20 protein-coding genes and 1 pseudogene are annotated in these 21,997 nt (G+C 55.3%); 18 read left to right on the forward strand and 3 right to left on the reverse strand.

The features are described from left to right. Positions 1 to 232 precede the first annotated feature (232 nt). The 18 genes from ACFSR7_RS09460 to ACFSR7_RS09545 all read left to right on the forward strand — a co-directional run bounded on the left by ACFSR7_RS09460 (position 233) and on the right by ACFSR7_RS09545 (position 19,673). Complete coding sequence (locus ACFSR7_RS09460) at positions 233 to 742, forward strand: DUF6886 family protein (protein ID WP_378160859.1); 510 nt, start codon at positions 233 to 235, stop codon at positions 740 to 742. 94 nt (positions 743 to 836) lie between these two features. Next, on the forward strand, positions 837 to 1,274 hold the full coding sequence (locus tag ACFSR7_RS09465) for a hypothetical protein (RefSeq protein WP_378160861.1): 438 nt from the start codon (positions 837 to 839) through the stop codon (positions 1,272 to 1,274). Positions 1,275 to 1,309: 35 nt separating this feature from the next. Further along, positions 1,310 to 1,861: a GNAT family N-acetyltransferase gene (locus tag ACFSR7_RS09470; protein ID WP_378160863.1), complete on the forward strand. Its 552-nt coding sequence runs from the start codon at positions 1,310 to 1,312 to the stop codon at positions 1,859 to 1,861. A gap of 20 nt (positions 1,862 to 1,881) precedes the next feature. Then, positions 1,882 to 2,499, forward strand: a complete 618-nt coding sequence (locus ACFSR7_RS09475) for a DUF1349 domain-containing protein (RefSeq protein ID WP_378160865.1) — start codon at positions 1,882 to 1,884, stop codon at positions 2,497 to 2,499. 73 nt (positions 2,500 to 2,572) lie between these two features. After that, entirely contained in the window at positions 2,573 to 3,046 is a 474-nt protein-coding gene (locus tag ACFSR7_RS09480; RefSeq protein WP_378160867.1) for a MarR family transcriptional regulator, read from the forward strand. A gap of 146 nt (positions 3,047 to 3,192) precedes the next feature. After that, a complete protein-coding gene (locus ACFSR7_RS09485; protein ID WP_378161168.1) occupies positions 3,193 to 4,458 on the forward strand; it encodes an MFS transporter in 1,266 nt (421 codons plus the stop codon). 28 nt (positions 4,459 to 4,486) lie between these two features. Next, on the forward strand, positions 4,487 to 4,843 hold the full coding sequence (locus tag ACFSR7_RS09490) for a cupin domain-containing protein (protein WP_378160869.1): 357 nt from the start codon (positions 4,487 to 4,489) through the stop codon (positions 4,841 to 4,843). A 146-nt stretch (positions 4,844 to 4,989) separates the two neighbouring features. Beyond that, complete coding sequence (locus ACFSR7_RS09495; RefSeq protein WP_378160871.1) at positions 4,990 to 5,589, forward strand: hypothetical protein; 600 nt, start codon at positions 4,990 to 4,992, stop codon at positions 5,587 to 5,589. Positions 5,590 to 5,874: 285 nt separating this feature from the next. Next, the gene (locus ACFSR7_RS09500) at positions 5,875 to 6,249 is read left to right on the forward strand and encodes a YciI family protein (RefSeq protein ID WP_378160873.1); all 375 of its coding nucleotides are present in this window, start codon (positions 5,875 to 5,877) and stop codon (positions 6,247 to 6,249) included. Positions 6,250 to 6,446: 197 nt separating this feature from the next. After that, positions 6,447 to 8,066: a helix-turn-helix domain-containing protein gene (locus tag ACFSR7_RS09505; protein WP_378161169.1), complete on the forward strand. Its 1,620-nt coding sequence runs from the start codon at positions 6,447 to 6,449 to the stop codon at positions 8,064 to 8,066. Further along, on the forward strand, positions 8,044 to 9,957 hold the full coding sequence (locus tag ACFSR7_RS09510; RefSeq protein ID WP_378160875.1) for a cache domain-containing sensor histidine kinase: 1,914 nt from the start codon (positions 8,044 to 8,046) through the stop codon (positions 9,955 to 9,957). The genes ACFSR7_RS09505 and ACFSR7_RS09510 overlap by 23 nt, the downstream gene beginning before the upstream one ends. Before the next feature lie 161 nt (positions 9,958 to 10,118). Next, entirely contained in the window at positions 10,119 to 11,048 is a 930-nt protein-coding gene (locus ACFSR7_RS09515; protein ID WP_378161171.1) for an ABC transporter permease, read from the forward strand. Positions 11,049 to 11,076: 28 nt separating this feature from the next. After that, the gene (locus ACFSR7_RS09520) at positions 11,077 to 11,964 is read left to right on the forward strand and encodes a carbohydrate ABC transporter permease (RefSeq protein ID WP_378160877.1); all 888 of its coding nucleotides are present in this window, start codon (positions 11,077 to 11,079) and stop codon (positions 11,962 to 11,964) included. A 69-nt stretch (positions 11,965 to 12,033) separates the two neighbouring features. Continuing rightward, positions 12,034 to 13,821: an extracellular solute-binding protein gene (locus ACFSR7_RS09525; protein WP_378160879.1), complete on the forward strand. Its 1,788-nt coding sequence runs from the start codon at positions 12,034 to 12,036 to the stop codon at positions 13,819 to 13,821. A 68-nt stretch (positions 13,822 to 13,889) separates the two neighbouring features. Beyond that, the gene (locus ACFSR7_RS09530; protein WP_378160880.1) at positions 13,890 to 16,898 is read left to right on the forward strand and encodes a FlgD immunoglobulin-like domain containing protein; all 3,009 of its coding nucleotides are present in this window, start codon (positions 13,890 to 13,892) and stop codon (positions 16,896 to 16,898) included. Positions 16,899 to 16,931: 33 nt separating this feature from the next. Continuing rightward, positions 16,932 to 17,894, forward strand: a complete 963-nt coding sequence (locus tag ACFSR7_RS09535) for an alcohol dehydrogenase catalytic domain-containing protein (RefSeq protein ID WP_378160882.1) — start codon at positions 16,932 to 16,934, stop codon at positions 17,892 to 17,894. An 18-nt stretch (positions 17,895 to 17,912) separates the two neighbouring features. Further along, positions 17,913 to 18,905: an alcohol dehydrogenase catalytic domain-containing protein gene (locus ACFSR7_RS09540; RefSeq protein ID WP_378160883.1), complete on the forward strand. Its 993-nt coding sequence runs from the start codon at positions 17,913 to 17,915 to the stop codon at positions 18,903 to 18,905. A gap of 24 nt (positions 18,906 to 18,929) precedes the next feature. Continuing rightward, complete coding sequence (locus tag ACFSR7_RS09545) at positions 18,930 to 19,673, forward strand: SGNH/GDSL hydrolase family protein (protein WP_378160885.1); 744 nt, start codon at positions 18,930 to 18,932, stop codon at positions 19,671 to 19,673. A 65-nt stretch (positions 19,674 to 19,738) separates the two neighbouring features. On the opposite strand, the gene ACFSR7_RS09550 is transcribed toward ACFSR7_RS09545, so the two are convergent. The 3 genes and pseudogenes from ACFSR7_RS09550 to ACFSR7_RS09560 all read right to left on the reverse strand — a co-directional run. Further along, positions 19,739 to 20,575 carry an alpha/beta hydrolase gene (locus ACFSR7_RS09550; protein ID WP_378160887.1) on the reverse strand — a complete coding sequence of 279 codons (837 nt, stop codon included), beginning with the start codon at positions 20,573 to 20,575 and terminating at the stop codon, positions 19,739 to 19,741. Positions 20,576 to 20,604: 29 nt separating this feature from the next. Continuing rightward, a complete protein-coding gene (locus ACFSR7_RS09555; protein WP_378161172.1) occupies positions 20,605 to 21,672 on the reverse strand; it encodes an aminotransferase-like domain-containing protein in 1,068 nt (355 codons plus the stop codon). A 117-nt stretch (positions 21,673 to 21,789) separates the two neighbouring features. Continuing rightward, a pseudogene (locus tag ACFSR7_RS09560) lies at positions 21,790 to 21,978 on the reverse strand (GntR family transcriptional regulator); the annotation flags it as partial. Between the last annotated feature and the right edge of the window lie 19 nt (positions 21,979 to 21,997).

The following is a 21,997-nucleotide window of genomic DNA, read 5'->3' on the forward strand; positions in this document are numbered from 1 at the left end:
CTGACTCACACTTGTTCCCTAAATAAGTTAAGGTGGTTGAATAGTAATCACGGATATTCGTACGACGAAGATGATATGCACCTTTATTTTGAAACCATACAAAATCAGCTGAAGTATAAAAAGTGGTTTTTCGGACACTTTCATCGGGATATTGATTTGATGGACAATCAGCGTCTAATTTATGAGGACATCCTCCATTTGTAGGGTGACGTAAACTGCGAGGAGGGCTTAAGTGCTTTTTCATTTTAGCGAGCAAGCCGATATCGAAATTTTCGTACCGAGAGAAAAACAAAATCGTCCCGATTTTCCTCCAGTCGTTTGGGCCATCGATGAGGAACATGAGTTTACATATTATTTTCCAAGGGAATGTCCTCGAATTGTTTGTAGAAGAGATGAGACGACAACGGAACAACATACGCAGCTTTTCTTTAACAACTCGATGGCCGACACTATCGTTACGGTAGAAAGTGATTGGTATAGTAGAATTTCAAAGCAGATTATTTTCAGATATGGTTTTGAAAATGAGGGTTTCGAGCTTTTTGACAAGACTGCGGGCTATTATATTTCTCGTAACACGGTCACGCCGAAGGCCGTTGATACTTATGGAAATTTGATAGAGAGATTGATCCAAAAAGGGATTGAAATCAGATTTACTACGAATCTTTCTCCGCTTAGAGAAGCAATCCTGGCCTCTGATTTTAAAGGGTTCGGCATACATCGGTTTAATAACGCGAAAAGATGATAATCCTCAGCCGCTCCGCACGCAGTATGCGCAACGATTTTCCAATCATAATCGTCTGTATATCATGGTATCTTCTAAACGAAGGAGGGAACGCGTGAAGATTATACATCGCTTAACCCTATTCGCTGTATTGCTCCTTGTAGTCTTAACGGGGTGTGGGAATTCAAATAAAGAAGATATCAAGGAACAACAAGCGATTGAACACTCAAAAACGATTGGACAAGTATTTATCGACACCAGTCCATTTTCCGGGAGTGAAGCGGAAATAATAAAGTTAGTGAATCAGGCTGCTGAATTCCAGAACAAGGGAGATACGGCTTCGTATTTCTCTCTATTTAATTCACAGCTCGATCCCAATAGAAAAATGCCAACGCATAAAATCAGCAAGATAAAATTAGAATCCGTTCAGGTTATGGATGAACAATCAGCCATTGCAACCGTATTTGTCACTACCGAATCCGATGGCGAGTATGCGAAGATGTATACTTTCACACAAGAAGATCACGCTTGGAAGATTGCAGATATTGACTGAATGAAATCGAGCCTTATAACTTTCGGAGGTGTAAATTGATCTATCTGGAGACGGAAAGACTAAAATTACGCGATTGGGAAGAAGCCGACCTGGAGCCATTCTGTCGAATGAATGCGGATGAGACCGTGATGAGGTATTTTCCTAAAACGTTATCGGCCGAGGAAACAACCGCGTTTTATCACTCGATCGTGGCCGAGTTTAAAGAATGCGGGTTCGGATTTTATGCGGTGGAAGAAACGCAAAGTCAAGCGTTTATCGGGTTTATAGGGTTTCATAGGGCAACATTCGAGGCTGACTTTACGCCTTGTATTGAAATCGGATGGCGGCTGAAAAAAGAAGCTTGGGGAAAAGGATATGCCACCGAGGGGGCGACTGCCTGCTTACGGTATGGCTTTAATGAGTTGGGTTTTAACGACATTTATAGTTTTACGGCTGAAGTGAACAAGCCTTCGGAAAATGTTATGCGCAAAATCGGCATGCGTTTTGTTCGCACATTTAACCATCCGAAAGTCGAAGAAGACAGTCCTATAAGGAAACACGTTCTTTTTCATATCGGGTCGCATTGCCAGGCACCACCCATATCATAGGAGGAAAGGAAGTTTTAAGGATGACGCAGCAGCGCAGACAACGAATGGAATGGCATACAGGCGCATGGCTCAACCCTCCCCAAAGCTTCCGGGAGGAAGGCGGATTTTTGAAGGTGTCGCCCGAAAAAGGGAGAGACTTTTGGAAAAAGACCTTGTACGGATTCGAATATGAAGATGGGCCGGCATTGCTTTCTCACTGGGATCCCAAGAATGCGGTGGAAGTGAGTTTTCAACTCCATTCCTTTACGGAGCTGTACGATCAGGCTGGCCTGCTGTTATACCACGGTCCCGGGCAATGGATTAAAACAGGGATTGAAATAAACGATGGCATTCCTCAACTCGCTACAGTGGTGACGGACGGGTATTCGGACTGGTCGCTTACGGCGGTGCCTGAATGGGCGGGTGAGGAAGTGACCGTACGCGCATCCATCCTCAAAGATGCCGTCATTATCCGGGCGCGAAGCAAAAAGCATGCTTGGCGGACCATTCGCGTCGCAAGGTTCCCATATCCAACGGGTAACCAGGCAGGCCCGTTTGCATGTTCGCCGACCCGGGAGGGTTTTGAAGTTACTTTCACTAGATGGGAACTGACTGCGCCTGATCAAGATCTCCATGTCGACCCTCTGGTTGAAGCGTGACAGGTCCGTTTGATTTACTATTTGCCGTCCGCATGATATAAGGGAAGTATGATGAGCGGCGGGAGGACACGCCATGAACAAGGAAGACCAGGTTCTCGCGAGCTTCAGAGACCTGTACAACAAGCTGGTATGGCTCAACAAATCGAAGATGGAAGTCAGTCTCAAGGGACACAAGCCCTCAGAGGTGCACTGCATCGAATACATTGCCCAACATGCGGATTCCAATGTGACCAAGCTTGCGGAGTCCTTCTATATGACCAGAAGCGCCATCAGCAAGATTGCGAAAAAGCTCATGGAAAAAGGTCTCATCGAAAGCTACCAGAAGCCGGAGAACAAAAAGGAAATTTACTTCAGGCTTACGGCGCAAGGGGAGCAGGTTAACCGGATACATGAGAAGCTGCACAACGAATTTCGCGAGCGGGACAAGGCCGTTTTTGAACATATAACCGATGCGCAATACGACAGCATGTTAAGCTTCGTGGAGCGGTACAGCAGGCATTTGGATGCGGAAATCAAGAAACAGGGCGTCGATATGACGTCGGAATAGAAGCCATAACGATGGAATCCGGGCAGCCGACTCTTTGGAGTATAGGCTGCTTTTTTATACTTTAATTTTTGTTGACGAGGACACAAAAAGACGTTACGATGTGATTGTGTTTCCGAGGAAACAAAAGATCGAGTATCAAGAGGAGAATGCCAGTGTTCCAATCCAGATCCAAATCTGACCGGCACCCAGCGCAAAGCATAGATAGGAAGGCACTGTTATTCGGTCTCATGTCCGTGTTTTTATGCGGAATCGGCTTCAGCATCATCGCGCCTGTCGTCCCGTTCCTGGTGCAGCCGTATATAAGCGACCCGGAGGAGCAAGCGATCGCCGTTACGCTGCTGACCTCCGTTTACGCATTTTGCGTGTTTTTCGCAGCTCCCGTGCTTGGCGCCCTCAGCGACAAATATGGCCGTCGTCCCTTGCTGCTGCTTTGCTTATTGGGTTCCGCGATTGGCTACTTCGTATTCGGATTGGGCGGCGCGCTGTGGATCCTGTTTGCGGGGCGCATCATAGAAGGGATAACCGGCGGCAGCATCGGCACCCTATTCGCCTACTTTGCGGATATCATTCCAGCGGAGCAGAGAACCAAGTATTTCGGTTGGGTCAGCGCGGTCGTCGGCGTAGGTACCGTCATCGGTCCGACACTGGGCGGGGTGCTGGCCAAGCTCGATTTTTCCGCACCACTCTATTTTGGGGCTGTCATCACGTTATTGAACGTCGCATTTGGATACTTCTTTATGCCGGAGAGCCTGGACAAGAACAGGAGGCTGAAGGCGATTCCCCTTGCAAGACTGAATCCGTTCGCCCAGCTTGCAAGCCTGCTTTCCATGAAAAGCTTGAGCAGACTCCTTATCTCCGCATTTCTGCTATGGGTACCGAACGGATCGCTCCAGGCCGTATTTTCTCAATTTACCCTGGACACCTTCAACTGGCAGCCGGCAACGAACGGACTCCTGTTTTCCATCATGGGCGTTCAAGACATCCTTTCCCAAGGATTGATCATGCCCAAACTTCTGAAAAAGCGAAGCGATAAACAGATCGCGATTATCGGGATGAGTGCGGAGCTCATTGGCTACGGCATGTTTGCGGTATCCGCGTTGTTCTCCTTTTATCCGCTCTTTATCGCGGGCATGTTCGTATTCGGCTTTGGCGATTCGATTTTCGGCCCTTCCTTCAATGGGATGTTATCCAAGTCGGTCGATTCGAGCGAACAAGGAAGAATCCAGGGCGGCAGCCAATCGATTCAGGCATTAGCGAGGATGATCGGGCCGATCATTGGAGGGCAGGTTTACGTATCGCTTGGCCACGCCGCACCTGCATTAATGGGCGTGATTCTTATTGCGGCTGCGGTCCCTGTGTTGTGGGGCAGGAGGAGACCCGGCATTGTTAAAATGAGTGAGGGCGGATCATAATGGAAAGTACCGGGGAGGCGTGACTGGCATGAAAATAAGCAAACAAAGTGCCGAGCATTATATTTGGGGGGACAATTGCGACGGCTGGCATTTGGTGAAGAATCAAGCCCTGAGCATCATCCACGAGCGGATGCCGGCGCATACTTCGGAAGTGAAGCATTACCATCAGCAGTCGCGTCAATTTTTCTTTGTATTGTCCGGTTCGGCGACCATTGATATAGACGGGGAGGAAACGGTCCTACACGTCCAGGAGGGCGTCGAAGTCGCCCCGCTCGTGCCGCATCAGATGTTCAATAAATCCGATGAGGAGATTGAATTTCTGGTCATTTCTCAGCCGAACAGCAAGGGAGATCGAGTGCTCGATTCGAAGCCGCCGGGTTTATAGCATAGTAGCGTAATTAAGCAAGAGACCAGCAGTAGTGAAGGACTGAGTCTGTCCGGAGCTGCTGCTTTTTTTACATATGTTGGGCAGGATCGTTCTGGCGAACAACGAATATTAACGTTACAGTGCAGATACTGAGGAGATCCCGAATGAATAATAAAATGCTTTTTATTTCGTTCGTCACGCTCGGTTTTCTTATAACTTCATTGTTGCTACTTGTGTGGCTGCTGCAACAAAATAAGCCTCTTTACGATCAGCTTGGAGAGGCGATATTAAAGGCAGATCCAAACTATAACGAAATCGTTCATTTGCATGCAGATCAAAAACAAACGATCGCTTTTTACAAAACGAATAAGTCCGAGTTGGGCGTTTTATCGCTTAAAAAGAATTTTCGTAGATACGAAGTCGATGATTACCTAGGCAAAACCTCTATTTTTACAGATCAGAAATTAAGCTGGCACGGTACGGAAAAACAAGAATCAAACATCCATCTGCTGTACGGCCTGATTAAAGATCCGGATATCACCCAGATTTTTTTGATAAGCGAGGGCAATAAGACAGCCCAAATGATTAATGATGGCGAGATTATCCTTTGGTATTCTTTGATAGAAAGCAGGTTGAAGCGGCCTATAACGATTCAGGCGACGAATAGAGAAGGAAAAATAATGTATGAATATGGCGATGTTGATTTTTGGAGTAAAGCAAAAATCGAAAATAAGGAGGGAGCAACATTCGTAACGAACAATTAGCGGAGATCATCCTGCACATACGAGGATACATGGGGAATGACACAGAACTGCTCTGGTCCAAGTACGATGACATTAACGACTTGATCGCTGAGCTTGACAATGTCTTAGAACGCCTCCAGCGCAAGGACCTATCGGTTTTGCCCGAGATCGCCGCTATGTTTGCGCCTACTGCGTCGCTCCAAGAAATCTCGCTATCGAATGGATGGGGCGAAGCTTTTTTATATTATTCGGGACGCGTTGACGATCTCTTGCTTGATTAACCTTTCGGGAAACGGAGGAAGCCTGATGCTCTTTATGTTGATCGTCAAAGCCTCGCACAATTCGGAAGCCGGGAAGCTTCCGAGCGCGGAGCTCAGAGAAGCCATGTCGAAGTACAATGATGAATTAACAAACGCGGGCGTACGCGTTATGGCAAAGGGCCTTCATCCCAGCTCAAACGGGCTGCGCATATCGTTTCCGAAGCCGGGGGAGGAGCCCGTCGTCACGGAAGGTCCTTTCGCGGCGTCGCCGGATTTAGTTGCGGGATTCTTCCTTATCGATGTGCAGTCGAAGGAAGAAGCGGTCCATTGGGCCAAGCGGATGCCGGACCCGCAAGGGCACGGGGAAGGACAGATCGAATTGCGGCAAGTGTTTGAGGCGCCGGATATTTCGGAGGAATGAATCGAGCGTGCCACGCCGTCTAAAGCCGCAAACGAGGGAAGTCGCTCTCCAGGGCCCAGGGCGCTGGAGAGCTTTTTGTCATGCGTGCTGCGCCTTGTCGATGAGACTTGTTTATTGATTAACCGCCGATCTTCATGTACGCTGTTGGATAAAAGTAAACGGTTTCACCGAAGGGGAGAGAAGCCATTTATCGCGTTCTGCTCGCAGAAGACGAAATGCTGGTCAGGCTAGGCTTGAAAAACGCGGTCGACTGGCGCCGCTTCGATATGGAGGTCGTGGCCGATGTTCAAAACGGCGCGGATGCCTGGCAGGCCTACGAGAAGTTGGCGCCCGAAGTGGTCATTACGGATTTGAAAATGCCGGTGATGGGCGGCATCGAGTTGCTATCGAAGATCCGCAGCGTGAATTCCAAGACAAGACTGTTGATTCTGACCTGCCTGGAAGAGTTCGAGCTGGCGAAGCAAGCCATGTCGCTTGGCGTTAGCGGTTATATCGTCAAACACAGCATGACCCCCGACGAGATGGAATCGATGCTCTCTAGGATCAAGGACGAGCTTGCTGCCGCATTTCCGGATGCCTCCGTCAGAGCGGTCGTGTCCGGCGCGGATATCGCGGTCATGAAGGAGAATCTGATTAAGGAATTTTTATTCGCAGGCAAGTATGACGACGCGGAATTTGGCCGGAAGGCCGAAGCGTTGGAACTGAACCTCAGTCCGCGCAATCTCACTGTTTGCACGATGGAGATTGCATCGTTCGAGACGCTGCGGGAGAAGTTCGGAGACGATAACCGCCAATTGGTCCGGCTATCGCTCATGAACGTGCTGCACGAAGTCATTAACGTACACGGGCGCTGCGAGGCGTTTCAGGACGCGGACAGTCGTTACGTCTTGTTGTTCAGCCATCCAGAGGCGATCGGAGAAAGAGAAGCCGGGGAGACATTAAGTCGCATGACAGGGCAAATCCGGCGCGCGATGCAGACGTACTTCAACGTGCCCGTCACGTTCGGGATCAGCGGCAGGCAGAACGGATACCGGCATCTCAAGCGCCAATACCGGGAGAGCCTCGAAGCGTTGGAACGAAGCTTCGCGGAAGGAACGGGACGGGATTACTACGCCGGCGCAAGCACGGAGACGGGCCTGCCGACGAACCGGCGGGAGCGGCTGGTCAAGCTTGCCAACGCTTGGGTACAGGCAAGCCCGCAGCTTTGTTCGGACATGGCGGGGAAGATCGGCGCTTTCGTGGAGGGGGGACATTACCGCACGAGAACCGACACGCTGCGGACGTTTATGCAATGGCTGCACGCGCCGGTATTGACGCTGCGTCTGGCGGGCGAGGAGATGACCTCCCTTTGCTCCGCTTATGCGCAACGGCTCGTCGATGCCAGGACGCTTGACGAGATGATTGCCTTGCTTGAAGCCTACGCCCAGGAGGCCGTCGCCGCGCTGAACGCCCAGAGGCGTACGAGCGGGCCGATCACCCGAGCCCTCCGTTATATCGAAGCCCATTACGCCCAGGATCTTTCTTTGCAGCAAGTGGCCGATTCGGTGTCGATGAACGCGAATTATTTCAGCACGCTGTTCAAAAAAGAGATGAACCAAAATTTCGGGGATTACCTGCTGCAATACCGCGTTGAGCGGGCAAGAGAGCTGTTTTTGCATACGAATTTAAAAGCGTACGAGATCGGGGAACGAGTCGGGTTTATTAACACGAGCCATTTTAGCCGCGCCTTTAAAAAGGTGTGCGGTTTGAGCCCCCGCGAGTACCGCAAGCAATGGGACGGAGGCACGGTGGAAGATGATCGGCCTGAAGAGGGATGACGGCATGACGCCAAAGGGAAGGGGCCGCAGCCTGAAATTCGAGCTTCGGCTATCTTTTCTCCTGATCACCTTGAACGCTTTGATCGTCAGTGCCCTGCTGACTTATTTCGGCGTGCTGGGCATTCTCGAGCGGAAGACGAACGAATCGTCGATGCAGTATTTTTTGCAGGCGGGCGATTCGATCAACGAGTTCCGCGAAGAGATCGACAAGATGACGAAGCAGCTGCTGATCGATCCGAAGATTCAGCAGTTTCTGGACAACGAGCTGAAGGAGATCCCGAGCCAGATCGAATTGCACCGCGAGCTCATGGCGGAGATGGACGACTATCTGCAAACTTACGAATACTTGGACTCCATCTATCTGTATGCGGAGGACGGGAGGGCCATCGGCGTCGCGGGACAGAAGACGGCTTTGATTCGCGACGGTGCGAAGCGGGCAAGTTTCTACGCGACCGATCTGTACCGGGAATCGCTAAATGCGGGCCTGCAAAAAACGTACCCGCAGATTGTCTGGTCCGGCGCGAATCGGCAGACGGACTTCGGCGAGTCTTTCGGAGCCGCAGCCGAAAAAGCCGGCGACAGAAGCCTCGTCACGGCGGCACGCTCGGTTAAATCGCTCTATCAATCGCTTCCGACCGCGATCCTGATCATTAACGTCAAGGAAGAGAAGCTGTTCTCTTTGTATAACAACCTGAGATCCAAGCTCAACGGACAAATCTATCTGTGCGACAATGCCGGCATGACGATCTCTCATGCGAGCAAGGCGATGCTCGGTTCGCGCAGCGAGGCTTGCGCCCGCATTCCGGACGGCTCCGACAGCGGCAGCGTAAAAGGGAATAACGAGCAGATCGTGTACTACCGCATTCCGTCCACGGACTGGACGATGGTCAAGGAAGTGCCGATTCACGAACTGATCGGGGACATCCTGAAGCTGAGGTACCAGCTGTTCTGGATCGTGGGCGTGTGCTTCATCGCCGCGCTCGTCGCCTCCGCGCTCTGGATTCGCAAGATCATGCGGCCGATGCGGAACTTGATGGAGGCGATGGGCAAGGTCGAGAAGGGGCAGCTCGACATCGCGCTGGACGACAGCGATACGAACGAATTCGGCCGCTTGAGCGGAGGCTTCAACCGGATGTCGGGCGGGATCAGGCAGCTGATCGAGCAGAACCGGGAAGCGGAGAAGGAAAAAACAAAAGCGGAAATCCAGATGCTGCAGGCGCAGATCAACCCCCACTTTCTTTTCAACACCTTGAACACGATCAAGTGGATGTCCGTTGTCGGCAGGTCGGATAATATCACGAAGAGCATTACGGCCCTGAGCAACCTGCTGCGGCCTATATTTAAAAGCACGGCCCCGCTATGCACGCTCAAGGAGGAGCTCGCCTATGCGGAAAACTTCGTTACGATCTTGAACTACCGTTACGGCGAAGGCATCGTGATCCGTATCGAGGTTGACGAGGCGGCGGCAGACTGCGGCGTTCCGCGGTTCTTTCTGCAGCCGCTGCTTGAGAATGCCGTGCTGCACGGCTTTGAGAAAACGGGCTACACGGGTACGATACGGATCGAAGCGGAGCGGCGGGAAGCCGATCTGCTCGTCCGCGTCGCCGACGACGGACAAGGCATAACCGACGAAAAATTAGAGAACTTGCGACAATGGATGGCGAACGACAGGCCGGAGACAGAAGCCTTCCATGCATCAGAGGCATCCGAAGGCACCGCCGCATCCAAGCTCTACGCGTTCGGCATCGGCCTTAAAAACGTGCATCGCCGTATCCGCCTGAACTTTCCCGAATCGCCGGGTCTTGCGATCTCCCGTCCGGCATCCGGCGGAACGATCGTCGAGATCTGTATCCCGACCGCAGCACCTGAAGACAAGCAAACAAATCCGTAAATAAGAAAACTTTCGCATGGCATGCCAGCCGACGATGCCGCAGCTCCGAAAAACGGACATGATTTTCGGAGCTGCGGTCATTTAGCTGCATGCTTTTTGCTTTTATGCTGGCTATGCAAGACAGACAACGGGTTGCGAGGAGGAGAGTGGACTTGAAGGCAATGGCGGCGGGGCGAACGGGAGCCGGAAGCGTGAAAAGGAAGCAGGGCTGGACCCTTCTGCTGCTGGCGCTTCCGTTCATAGCGGTGGTGTTCGTTTTTTACTACGTCCCGCTCTTCGGCTGGGTGTACGGCTTTTTCGATTACAAGCCGGGCATTCCGCTGAACCGGTCCGAATTCGTCGGGCTGAAATATTTGCGGATCGCTTTTACGGAGCAGGGGATGGACCTGGCTCGGGTACTGAAAAACTCGCTCGTGCTCAGTTTTCTCGGCATTCTGGTGTCGCCTTTGTATGTCGCGTTCGCGATTCTGCTGAACGAGATGAGGGGCAAGCTGCTGCGAAAATGGGTGCAGGTGACGACGACGCTGCCGAACTTCATCAGCTGGGTGCTCGTGTACTCCGTGTTTTACGTTTTTTTCGCGGTCTCGGACGGCGTGGTCAACAACGTGTTGATCAAGCTGGAATGGCTGGCGCGGCCGTTCAACTTCCTGGGCAACAGCGAGATCGCTTGGGGCTTCCAGACGCTGGTCGGCTTGTGGAAAGGGCTCGGCTGGGGCGCGATCATCTATCTGGCTGCCATCGCCGGGATCGATCAAGAGCTCTACGATGCGGCCAAGGTCGACGGCGCAGGCAGATTCCGCACGATTTGGAATATTACGGTGCCGGGCATCATGCCGACCTTCGTCGTGCTGCTGCTGCTGAACGTGAGTAACATGCTGAACAACGGCTTCGAGCAATATTACGTGTTCTACAACGCGCTGGTCGCCGACAAGCTCGACGTCATCGATTATTACGTGTACCGGGTGGGACTCGAGAACAACGATTTTTCCTACTCGACCGTGCTCGGCATGTTCAAGACGATCGTCAGCGTCGTCGTCCTCTTCACCGTGAACGGGATCGCCAAGAGAATACGCGGGGAGAGCATCATTTAACCGCAAAGAAAGGAGCGTGCTTCAGTCGATGTGGCCCGGCCGGTGGCACGATGTTCTGTTTCATACGCTTAATACCGCCTTCTTCGTCTTATTCGCGCTATGCTGCATCTATCCGTTCTACTACATCCTGATCAATTCGGTGAGCGACCCGCTCCAGGTGACGAAGGGCGTCTATCTATGGCCGGAAGGCTTCAATCTGACGGTGTACCGCGAGATGCTGAGCCAGAAGACGATCTCGGTATCGTTCTGGGTGTCCTCGGCGCGCGCCGTGGTCGGCACGATTCTGACCGTGTTCAGCTGCGCGTTTTTTTCTTACCTGCTGACCAAAAAGGAAATGCCTTTTCGCAAGACCGTCTATCGCTTCGTCGTCGTGACGCTGTATTTGAACGCAGGCTTGATCCCCTGGTATCTGACGATGAAGATGCTGGGGCTGAAGAACAGCTTCTGGCTTTACATCCTGCCTACCATAATCGTCGGATTTTTCGTCATTTTGATGAAAACGTTTATCGAGCAAATTCCCGCCGCGCTGGAGGAGGCTGCGGTCGTCGAGGGAGCCGGCTATCTGACCGTGTTCGCCAGGATCATTTTCCCGGTCTCGCTGCCGATCGTCGCGACGATCACCGTATTTAACGCGGTCAATCAGTGGAACGCATGGATGGACAATCTGTTCCTCGTCAACGATCCGAATCTGCAGACGCTGCAGCTGACACTGCTCAATTTTCTCAAGCAATCGGAGGCGCTCGCGCAAGAGACGACCAGACGCATGATGGGCAACCAAACGTCCGGACATCTCATCTCTCCGCAAAATGTCAAGATGGCGATCACGATGATCGTCACGGCGCCGATCCTGCTGATCTATCCGTTCATGCAGCGGTACTTCGTCAAGGGCATTATGCTCGGCGCGGTCAAAGGCTAACGCTTGATATACAGGGCCCTGCGGTCCAGGCCATCGTATATAACCACAAATAAATGGAGGGTCCGATGTATGATTCGAAACAAACGAAGGCGCGTCGCGGGAATGGCGGCCATCCTGACCGTAGCGGTCATGACGGGATGCGCGGGCTCGAACGATCCGAAGCCGTCCGCGGCCTCGTCGTCGGCGGCGTCGAGCGCTGCGGCGACCGCCACGACGGGCGCGAGTCCGACGCGGGCGCCGGAGAAGGAGCCGGTCACGCTCAAGCTGTCGAGCGACAATGCCTTGTTCATGGCGACGCTGGCACCCGGCGCGCAGCACGATCCGGTCATGGAGGAGATTCGCCGGAAGACCGGCGTAACGCTCGAGCTCGACACGCAAACCGACGACAAAAAGTTCAACCTCATGCTGGCCGGCGGCGATCTGCCCGACATCATCGTGCTGCAGAACGCCCCCAAGTACTTGAAGCAGATGATCGAAGGCAATCAGGTCATCCCGCTTGACGGACTGATCGAGAAGCACGGACAGACCATTCTGAAGGAGTCGCCGTCGAAGATCGAGATCAGCAAGCGGTTTTTCAGCAACGGCACCGGCAGCCTGTACGCCATCCCCGGGATCGCGAGCCGGAAGGGGCCGCAGTATAAGTACGGTAACCATGCTTACAACATCCGCTGGGATTATTACAAAGAGCTGGGATTCCCGGCCGTGAACAATTTGGACGATCTGCTCAAGCTGCTCGCGGATATGCAGCAGAAGCATCCGACGAACGCGCAGGGGCAAAAGGTGTACGGCATGGCCCCGTTGTTCGATTGGGGACTCGTTCCGTACGAGATGTTCGACCGCCTGTTCAACCGAATCAATAAAAACAACCTGTTCGTCTACCTCGAACCGGATACGTTCAAGCCGGCGGGAGGTATATTGGATCCGAACGTCGCTTACTGGGAAGGCACGAAGTTCTACCGCAAGGCCAACGAGATGGGCGTGCTCGATCCCGATTCGTTCACCCAAAAGTACGAGAACTTTACCGAAAAGGTGAAGAGCGGGCGCGTCCTCCTGTCGCCCTGGACCTGGGCGGGCGTGACGGAGGCGAACGCGGCCCTGGCCAAGGAAGACCCGCTGAAGGGATGGGAGCCGCTGCCGGTTCCGGCGGGGCAGACCGTGTACCTGGGCGAATTCGGGGAGAACGGCTTCTCCAACCGCCTGGTCATGATCTCCAAGAACAGCAAGCATCCCGAGCGGGCGATGGAGCTCATCGACTACCTGCAGTCGTTCGAAGGCTCGAGGCTGATCCAGAACGGCATCCAGGGCAAGGATTGGGACGTCGTGGACGGCAAGCCGCAATGGAAGCAAGCGACGATCGACGCTCAGAAAAACGATCCCAACTTCTCGCAGAACACCGGCATCGGACTTTACTGGAACCTGGCGGGCTTCGTCGACGGCTACCCGGATCCCGAATACGGGACGCCGATCAACTTTACGAATCAAGCGGATTTCTGGCGGACCCAGATGACGGAGCTGGACCAGGATTATTCGAAGCATTACGGCGTATCGTATCCGGGCGAGCTCGTCGAGAAACGCGTGGAAGCGGGCGAGATCCGGACGATCTACTACGATATGGACAACGAGCTGGGCACGGATACGAGCATGCCGGACGATATCAAGCGCATCGAGACCAAGGTGACGGATTACCTGGTGCGCATGGCGCCGAAGCTGATCTACGCGGCAACGGAGGAAGCGTACGACTCGACGCAGGCGAAGATGATGGACGAACTGAAGGGCATGGGCGCCCAAAAGGCGATCGACTACTGGATGGCGAACATGACCAAAGCGTCGGAAACCTACGCGGGCTTGAAGAAGTAAGCGTCTTACGGAACGGCAGCGGGAGATGCAAGTCTCCCGCTCATACCGGGCTAAGGGAGAGGATCGCGATGAAGTTCAGCGCAAGCAGGCTTGTTGCATTCTTATCGTTACTTGCGGCCATCGGGTTCGGCGCGGGAAGCGCGCACGCCCAGGACCAGGCGATTGCCGACGATCAGTTCACGCTGTCCGGCGGAGCGGCACGCACGGCGGACACGACCGCGGGAGACGGCTACTCGGCGCACATGACGAACGACTCGGCGGCGTGGAAGATCCAGTACCAGAATTGGGACTTCGGTACGCTGAAGGCAGGGAAGCTGTACGACGTCTACGTCAAGGTCAAGGTCAAGCACGCGGTTCCTGCCCCGACCGGCAATGCCTTCGTGGCGGGCATCTACGACGCGACGAACGCAAGCGATGTCGTGCCGGCCCGGACGATCGCGGCGGCGAATACCGCGGACGGCGTCTGGCGGGAGTACAGGCTCGGCACGTTCGCGCCGAATGCCGGGGTCAACTCGCTAAGCTTCTTCGTAGGCGGTGCGTCCAATTCGGCACAGGTGTCCGACATCTACGTGGACGCCTTTATTTTCAAGGAATACAGCAACGTGCAGATCGAGGACGCGTCATTCTATAAATTTAACGGCGCTTCGCTCGTGACGGACGGCATGACGCCGGATCACAGCGCCGCCAGAATGGCGAACGGTCCGGGCTCGGGCTGGAATGTGCAGGCGAAGATCGATGGCGCCCGAATCGAGGCGGGCAAGTCGTACCGGATCACGGCGGACATCAAGCCGGAGCGATCCGACTGGCAGACGTCGTCGGGCGATCTTTTCGGATACTTGGTGTACGACCTGACGACGAGCAGCTACCTGGTCAATCCCACGGTCGTCTCCTCCGCGACGATACCGAAGGTGGCGTACTACCATCAGGTGCAGCTCGGTACGGTGACGGTCGATCCGACGCATGACGTTCGCGTTTGCTTCTATCCCGTCAACAATGCGGCGAACTTCCCGGCTGTCCGGATCGATCGCGTGGCGCTAACCCTGCAGCCCGAAGACGAGAGCGCCGCAAAGGCGATCAACGCCTATCCCTACAAGCTGTCTCCGGCCAATCAGGACGGGCTGAACGATTCGACGCGCGTCGAGTATACGCTTCCCGCGCCGCAGACGGAGAGCGTCATCGTACAGCGGGTATCGGACCAGGCGACCGTTCGCACGCTGACGCCGGCTTCGACTTCCTCGGGAAGCCGCGCGGTCGTCTGGGACGGGAAGAACGACGGCGGACAATACGTGAGCAACGGCTTGTACGTCGTGCGCGTCCGCAACGGTTCGACCGACTTGCGCCGCGTGAACGTGCAGGTGATCGCGGGGGTGTCGCTCGCAGCCAGCGCGAATCCGGTGAAGAACGATGTGCCCAAGGGCATTTTCTACGAAGCGGGGGCGATTCCCTACGATCCCGTCGAAGCTGCCGACTACCTCGACGATACGTTCGCGGACATTCATCAATTGGGCGCCGACACCGTTTTTCTCGCCAATTGGCATGCCAAGCCGGCAGCCGTCTATGCCGAGACGTTGACCCAGGCGGCGAACCATCAGCTGAAGGTCGTCGGGCTCCCGGACGCGGCTTATGCTTTGTTCAACGAAGCGCTGTACAACGACGAGCAGGCGATGTACGCCCGGATCGGCGAGATCGTCGCGCCGTACATGAGCAACAGCGCTTTGTACGCGTACTATCTCTACGACGAACCGGGCAATGACGCGAAGCTCGCCGACAATTTGAAGGATATGAAGCGGATGCTCGAGACGATCGACCCCAGCCGGGCGGTCATCAGCACGTACGTCGGGATCGACCGGGTGCCGCTGCATTACGACGTCCAGAAGCCGCACGTCATGAATATTGATCCGTACGGCGTCACGGAAGGCAGCGCGATCGGGGATTTTCGCAATATTTATCACTATCCCGGCTTCTCCTTCGAGTCGTACACGGACTTCTCGTCCTATCAGGTGCGCAAGGATATCGCGGACGACGCGCCGATGTGGACGATTCTGCAGACGACCGAGGCGGCCGGCTGGCTGCGGAATCCGACCGCGGCGGAGATTCGCGCGATGACGTACGAGGCGATCGGCCACGGATCCAAAGGCTTCACCTATTTCGTCTACCAGACCGAGCTGGACTGGAACGGCATCGTGGACGAACACGGTCTGCCGGGCCCGGACTACGGCAACGTGCAGACGCTGTTCGGCGAGATCGAGGCGCTGAAGCCGATGATCCGCCGGATGGAGCGGGTCGCGAACGTCGCGACCGCCTCGGGCGGCGGCAACGCGGCATACGCGACGGCGGATGTGACGACGCATATCGATCGGCAGACGGGCGACTACTACCTGGTCGTCGTGAATCACGACTGCCTGAGCGCGGCCAACGTTACCGTCACGATCGACCGTTCGGCGCTCGGGATGGATATCTCGGCGGTGACCGATCTGCGAAGTCAGTCAGGCGTCGCGTTCACGGCTACGCCGACCGGCTATACGATAAGCAATCTGAGCTTTGCGCCGGGCGACGGCAAGATTCTGAAGCTGACGAAGGATGCCTCCAAGGTCGTATACGTCGGCGAAGATCCGTCGTTCAACGTCAATAATGGCGCATCGAAGGGGCTGACGGACGTTTCCGCCGGCGACGGCAAGACGGCGAAGCATACTGTTACGTCGGCCAGAACGTGGAACTTCCAATGGTTCTGGGACCGCGCCCAACTGACGCCCGGCGCATCGTACGATCTGTACGCGGTCGTCAAAATCAAATACGCGACCGACGTTTACAAGGACGGAAGCGGCGTCGACCGACTTTTCCAGCCGACCGGGACCGCCTTTTCCTACGGGGTGTACGACGTGACTTCGAATACGTATCCGGTGCCGGAGCAAACGAAGGCGGCCTCGCAAATGGAAAATATGTTCTGGCATACCGTCAAGATCGGGACCTTCACGCCTTCCCAGACGAACAACCAAGTCGTCTATATCATGCCTTGGGATAATCCGGCGAACGTACAGGAGGTCTACGTCGACAAGTTCTACTTCGTGAAGCGTTAAATCAGGAATGAATCCGTCAAGGAGCGTGCAACCATGAACATGAAAATGAAGTCGCTTCAAATCGCGGGGCCGGGACAATACGGAATCGTCGAAACGGAGATGCCGGCACTTCAGGACCATGAAGTGAGAGTGGAGATCGAGGTCGTGGCGACCTGTCCGCGATGGGATATGAACATGCTGGGCGGCCGGGACATGTTCGACTATTCGAAGGCGCCCGCGTATCCGCTGCCGCCGGGTTGGCCGGGCCACGAGGCGGCCGGGACCGTGCGGGAGGTCGGACGCGGCGTGCGGAATTTGCGCGTCGGCGACCGGGTCGCTGCCCTCGAGCATATCGAGGGCAGCGGCGCCTATGCCCAATTTCTGTCCTACAGGGAGCACGAACTGATCAAGCTGCCGGATAGCGTCTCGTTCCTGCAGGCGGTATCGTTCGAGCTGCTCAAGTGCGTCATGATCGGGCTGTCGCAATTCGGCGATCTGCGCGGCAAGTCGATGGTCGTCTCCGGACTCGGCCCGGCGGGTATGCTGGCGATTCAGGTCGCACGCATCTGGGGGGCCTCGGAGGTCGTCGGCATCGACGTAAGCGAGCAGCGAATCCGGTACGTGAGCGAGCTAGGCATCGGGCAGGCGGCGCATGCGGAGGGTCTGGACGGCCGGCGCTTCGACCTGGGCTACGACTGCGTCGGCGCGGCCGCATCGGTCCAGCACCTGCTGCGTATCGTCGACGAGCATGTCGTCATCTTCGGCGTATTAAGAGGGACGCTTCAGTACGAGGACCATTTGTGGGCCAAGGGCATGAAGCTCGAGTCGTACCGGTACCGGCCGTTCGGCGACAGGGACCGCGAGCTGATGCTCGACGCCGTCGTCAACAAAGGCCTCGATACGACCTGCATTCAGACGCATTGCGGTTCGTTCGCAGCATACGGCGAGGCGGTCGATCGGTTAAAATCGCAGGAAGCGATCAAATTCCATTTCTTCCCGGCGAGGGAATTTTCGTAGATAATTGGAGGGAATGCAGTGCAAGGACATGCAGTCGTTTTTACGGATCGGATGACGGCGGTCTACCGTCCGGTGGACTTGCCGGAGCCGGGGCCGGACGACGTCGTCATCGACGTGGACGTATCCTGGATCAGCAACGGCACGGAGTCGTCGTATTTCCGGGGCGAGCGCATCGCCGGCGATACGCCTTATGAAGAGGGGATGCCATGGCCTTTTCCGATCGTAGCCGGCTATCAGAAGACGGGGACCGTCGTCTCGGTCGGAGCACGGGTGACGGGCTTGCGGCCCGGCGACCGCGTATTCGCCACGGTCAGCCGCGTAGCGGGCATGTTTGAGCCGCTCGGCGGACACGTGAACCCCGCGATTACGCCGTCCGACCAAGTGTGGAAGCTTCCCGACGAGTTGCCTGCCGAAGACTACGCCGGACTGGTACTGACACAGGTCGGCTACAACTGCGGGATTCGGGCGCCGGTCGTGCCGGGCGACCGTGCGGTCGTCATCGGCGACGGGCTCGTCGCGAACTGGACCGCGCAGACGCTGCTTCATCGCGGCGCAAAAGTCATGGCCCTCGGCAGACATGATGAACGGCTAGCCGCTTTTCCGGCCGATGCGGTCCGGTGCAATACGCGCGGGCGCGAAGCGGCGGAGGCCGTCCGTGCGTTTGCGCCGGAAGGCGTGTCCGCGGTCGTAGATACGGTCGGCGACATCGACGCCATGTATCGAATGCTGCCGCAGATGAGGCGCGACAGTCACTTGGTCTCGGCAGGATTCTACGGAAGCCGGGGGCTCATCGACATCCAGCGGCTCAGAGATATGGAGATCACGCTGCATGCCCCGTCCGGATGGACGCGCGAACGGATGGATGCGACGCTTCAAGGCGTGAGCGAAGGCTGGCTCCGGACCGGTTCGCTTATTACCCACCGTTTCCCGGCGGCGCGTGCGGCCGACGCGTGGCGCCTTATTTCGGAGAAGAAGGAGCCTTTCCTGGGGATTGTGCTGGATTGGCGATAGAACGATCGGGGAGGACGACGGCACTTGCATTTTTCTCGATTGAACCGCCGGCTACGGGAGAAGGCCGACAATGTCCGGGAACGGGCGGTGACGTATGTGGCCATGGGCGACAGCGTCACGCAAGGCTGCATGCAGATCGGCATATCGGAGTACGAGCGAATCTATCATCAAGTTGCGAAAAGGGACATCGAGCGCCGATACCCGGGGACCGTGCTGAATGTCATCAATTCAGGCGTAAGCGGGGATACGGCGACGGCCTCCAGGATGCGCTGGGAACGCGATATCCTGCTATACAAGCCGGATCTCGTTACGATCTGCTTCGGCCACAACGACGCTCATGGGCGCGAGCAAGGGATGGCGCCGTTCGCGCAGGCCATCGTCGAATTGGTGGAGCGGATCCGGTCCGATACCGAAGCGGAGCTGCTGCTGATGACGCCCTGCATGATGACGGACAGAGACAATGACGCTGTCGCGGCCGAGCACAAGCCGCTGATTCCGGCGTTTGTGCATCTGGCGAAGGATGGCCTATTAGAAGCGTACGCCGATCGCGTTCGCGAGCTGTCCGCCGAGCTCGACATCCCCCTGCTGGACGTTCACGCGATGTGGCAGCGGATGGTCCGCGACGGCGAGAACGTTTGCGATCGTCTGTCGAACGGTATCAATCATCCGGATGCGCGTTTTCATGTGACATGGGGGAAGGCGTTGGCCGGGCTGCTGTTCGGCGAGCGCGATGAAACGGCGCGGCGGTACGCGGCCAACAATCGTTGAATTTTTTTGTGGGGGGCAGCGCCGATGCGGCGGCTGCTCCCCCTTTTGCGTATTCATAATTGGCCTCACGGCTGAAGCAGCCACCGGTGCATCTGCGGAAACAGTCGGCTCCACGTAGATTCGTGATGCGTCCCGCCAGGAACGTAGTCAAATCTGACGCTTCCCTCCGGAACCCCTGCTGCGACTATGGCCTGGCGAGCTTGCATGACATGCTCCTGAGCCAGCTTATTAAACGCGGGATTGTCGGTCTCCAGCTCTCCGATGCTCAGGTAGACGCGCAGCGCTGGGGACAGCGCCGACGCCCGGAGCAGCTGCATGATCGCGCCTTCGTCGTGCCACATGACAAAGGAAATGCCGCCCACGCGGCCAAACCGATCGGGGTAACGAATCGCAGCGAACAGCGAGATGTAGGCGCCGAACGAGCTGCCGCCGATCATCGTATGCGCTGCTTCGGGGAGCGTCCGGTAGCGGCTGTCGATATAAGGCTTCAGCGTCTCCGCCACAAACGCGGCATGCGCCTCCCCTTTTCCCCCGAAGCCATATTCCGAATTAATCGCGAAGTTATATTCATGATTGCGCTGATCGTCCCCGTGATCGACCGCGACCACGATCGCCTCGAGCGCAGGATCCTCCAGCGCCATCCGCTCCAACGCCTCGTCGACGCCCCACTCGCTTCCCCAGGAGGTCGCTTGATCGAATACATTTTGACCATCGTGCAAGTACCAGACCGGATAGCTGCGATTTCCTTCGCTATAGCTCCTTGGCAAATAAATCCAGACTCTGCGCGTCGTCGCGAGCTGCGGAACCGGGAAGGCTTCAATTATGCGAACATCGCCGGAAATCGTGTGAGCGGCCTCGTCTATAAGTACCTCTCTCCAAGGCAAAGGGGCGTTCATCGTCATGCGTGACTCTCCTTGAAAAATAATGGGATTCAAATCCAGAAGGACGGCGTATAGGCGTTATTCGTCAGTGTAGCATGATCCAATTCTTCGGCAAGCATTTGTATGCCTTCTTCTATATCCTGTTCGTCCGTGCGCATAATGCTCATACGCAGCAAGTTCGGCTTGGGGAAAGTGGGGAGGAATTGCTGATCCGCCCGGAGCACATCGACACCCTGTTGGCCGATCCGCTTGACGAGCTCCTCCATATGAATGCCGGGCAAATTCAACGCAGCAAAGAGCCCTCCGCTGGACGGAAACGAATATAAGAACGCTTTGGGCAGCAGCCGGCTTGCAGCTTCCTTTAGCTTGCGCATTCGTTGGGCGTACATGGCTCTCATTTGTTTAGCATGATGCGCGTACATGCCCGATTGGATAAAAATCTCCAATACGCCTTGCGAGAGAACGGATGTGCTAAGATCCGCCGTCCGTTTTTGCTGCTGAAGGGAAGGCACTAAAGCGCCTGGAACGGTTGCCGCGGCTAGTCTGAGTCCTGGCAGCATGACTTTTGAAAAGCTCCGCAGGTAGATGACGTGACTGGATCCGTTATAGGCCCAAATGGGATCGGCCTTGCTGCTTGTCTCAAAATCCGCTAAATAATCGTCTTCAACAATATAGACGTCGTACTTTTGCGCAAGCTCCGCGATTCTTTGCTTTTCTTTCTGCGTGTAGGACGTGCCCAACGGATTATGGAAACGCGGGATCGTGTAGAAAAACTTGATCATGTTGCTCTGAAAATGGCGTTCCAACGCAGCCCAGTCTATCCCATCCGGCGTTCTCTCGATGCCGATCACGGTCTGGTTTTGCGCTTTTAGCGACTCGAGCATTCCCCAGTAGGTGGGTTGCTCCACCAGAATGTTCGTTTTTCCGTTTGGAAAAGGCATTCCGTTCAGCAGATGAAGCGCCTGCTGGGCACCTGAGAATATAAATATCTGCTGCTCCGAGGAAAAGACTTGCTGCTTATGAAAAAGCTTCACGATCTCCTGGCGTAGGGACAATAGCCCCTGCGAGTCTGAATAGGTGAAAATGGAGCCTTCGAACAATTCCATCGCTTTGTTCAAGCATTGTCGGAAGTCCGTCTGGGATAGCGAAGAGGGATCGGGCGCCGCTGACGTAAAATCAATTCGTTTCTTTTGGAGCAAGGGCAACAGGGCTTCCGGCGCGACGACGTAGTAGCCGCTTTTCGGGCGCGAATAGATCAGGTATTCCTTTTCAAGCGCCTGATAGGCGCTGATGATCGTATTCAGGCTGCAAGCAAAGGCTTGGCTCTGCTCCCGAATGGAGGGCAATTTTTGCCCGGGTTTAATAAGACCGTTGACGATATCGGACCGGATACGATCGGTCACCGTTTGTTTTTTGTTCGACATAACTGCCTCCCGTCACTTG

The organism is Cohnella sp. GCM10020058 (assembly GCF_042683485.1).
In the GTDB taxonomy this organism is placed as follows: Bacteria; Bacillota; Bacilli; order Paenibacillales; family Paenibacillaceae; genus Cohnella.

Coding starts and splice junctions, on each gene's coding strand:
- ACFSR7_RS09485 (WP_378161168.1), top strand. CDS start 3,193: ATGCCAGTGTTCCAATCCAGATCCAAATCTGACCGGCACCCAGCGCAA.
- ACFSR7_RS09490 (WP_378160869.1), top strand. CDS start 4,487: ATGAAAATAAGCAAACAAAGTGCCGAGCATTATATTTGGGGGGACAAT.
- ACFSR7_RS09475 (WP_378160865.1), top strand. CDS start 1,882: ATGACGCAGCAGCGCAGACAACGAATGGAATGGCATACAGGCGCATGG.
- ACFSR7_RS09525 (WP_378160879.1), top strand. CDS start 12,034: ATGATTCGAAACAAACGAAGGCGCGTCGCGGGAATGGCGGCCATCCTG.
- ACFSR7_RS09500 (WP_378160873.1), top strand. CDS start 5,875: ATGCTCTTTATGTTGATCGTCAAAGCCTCGCACAATTCGGAAGCCGGG.
- ACFSR7_RS09515 (WP_378161171.1), top strand. CDS start 10,119: ATGGCGGCGGGGCGAACGGGAGCCGGAAGCGTGAAAAGGAAGCAGGGC.
- ACFSR7_RS09530 (WP_378160880.1), top strand. CDS start 13,890: ATGAAGTTCAGCGCAAGCAGGCTTGTTGCATTCTTATCGTTACTTGCG.
- ACFSR7_RS09550 (WP_378160887.1), bottom strand. CDS start 20,575: ATGACGATGAACGCCCCTTTGCCTTGGAGAGAGGTACTTATAGACGAG.
- ACFSR7_RS09480 (WP_378160867.1), top strand. CDS start 2,573: ATGAACAAGGAAGACCAGGTTCTCGCGAGCTTCAGAGACCTGTACAAC.
- ACFSR7_RS09510 (WP_378160875.1), top strand. CDS start 8,044: ATGATCGGCCTGAAGAGGGATGACGGCATGACGCCAAAGGGAAGGGGC.
- ACFSR7_RS09520 (WP_378160877.1), top strand. CDS start 11,077: ATGTGGCCCGGCCGGTGGCACGATGTTCTGTTTCATACGCTTAATACC.
- ACFSR7_RS09535 (WP_378160882.1), top strand. CDS start 16,932: ATGAACATGAAAATGAAGTCGCTTCAAATCGCGGGGCCGGGACAATAC.
- ACFSR7_RS09495 (WP_378160871.1), top strand. CDS start 4,990: ATGAATAATAAAATGCTTTTTATTTCGTTCGTCACGCTCGGTTTTCTT.